The 997-nt window shown below is 67.5% G+C and carries 2 protein-coding genes; both read left to right on the top strand.

Annotation, left to right across the window (positions count from 1 at the left end; genetic code table 11):
- The first annotated feature begins 100 nt into the window (after positions 1-100).
- Positions 101-310 carry a tyrosine-type recombinase/integrase gene (locus I8J34_RS24140; protein ID WP_214364176.1) on the top strand — a complete coding sequence of 70 codons (210 nt, stop codon included), beginning with the start codon at positions 101-103 and terminating at the stop codon, positions 308-310.
- Positions 307-997: IS91 family transposase (locus tag I8J34_RS24135; protein WP_214364175.1), on the top strand; the 691-nt coding region annotated here is incomplete at its 3' end. The genes I8J34_RS24140 and I8J34_RS24135, both read left to right, overlap by 4 nt.

Raw genomic sequence — 997 nt, 5'->3', positions numbered from 1 at the left:
CCGGCCTCAAGGGGGCGGCGCTCGCACGCACGCCGCTCGACCGTGGCGGCGTACAGCTGACGCTGCGCAAGGTGGTGGCCGGCTGCGGCCTTAAAAAAACATTACCCCTCACAGCCTGAGGCACAGCTATGCCACTCACCTGATCGAGGCCGGGGTCGATCTGATCGAGCTGCAGAAGTTTCTCGGCCACCACTCCATCCTCACCACCGCCCGATATACACACCTCACGGACCGCACCGAGGTCCACGCCAGCGAGCGCATCAACGCGCTGATCGACACCCTCGCCGTCGGCTGGGGGCGCATTCGATGATCCGCCTCGCTTCTGTCATCGAGACCTTTCGCGACGAGTTTCTGGCCGAGTACGGCGCCCGTCTGACTTCCGACCAACATCGCGCCTTGAGCGCGCTCGGCCAGTGCCGCCGCGCTTCGAGCCCGATGATGCAACTCGGCTGCAGCGCCTGCGCGCATCGCGCGCTGGTGCCGCATTCGTGTGGCCATCGCCTGTGCCCGCACTGCCAGCACCACGAGAGCGAGCAGTGGCTGCAACGCCAGCGTCAGGCCCTGGTGCCGGCCGACTACTTCCTGCTGACCTTCACCTTGCCGGCCGAGCTGCGCCCCCTGGCCCGGTACCATTCGCGGACCGTGTTCGATGCGCTGATGCGCTGCAGTTGGGCAACGGTGTCTCGCTTTGCCGGCAACGATCGGCAGTTGCAGGGCACCCCCGGCGCCATCGCCGTGCTGCACACCCATAACCGCCGGCTCGACTTCCATCCGCATGTGCATCTGCTCGTGCCGGCCGCAGCGCTCGATGCCGAACGCCGATGCTGGCGCAGCAAACGCCGATCCCGATCCGGCCGGCCATACCTGTTCAACGCCAAGGCCCTGGCCAAGGTCTTTCGCGCCAGGATGCTCGCCGCCTTGTCGGCCGCCGGGTTGGCCTTGCCGAAGCGGGCGCCAAGCCAATGGGTCGCGCACTGCAAGGCAGTCGGCCACGGCG

This window comes from Denitromonas iodatirespirans (genome assembly GCF_018524365.1).
GTDB classification, from domain to species: domain Bacteria; phylum Pseudomonadota; class Gammaproteobacteria; order Burkholderiales; family Rhodocyclaceae; genus Nitrogeniibacter; species Nitrogeniibacter iodatirespirans.
Note: the sequence above shows the minus strand (reverse complement) of the source record. Positions and strands in the feature narration are given on the sequence as shown.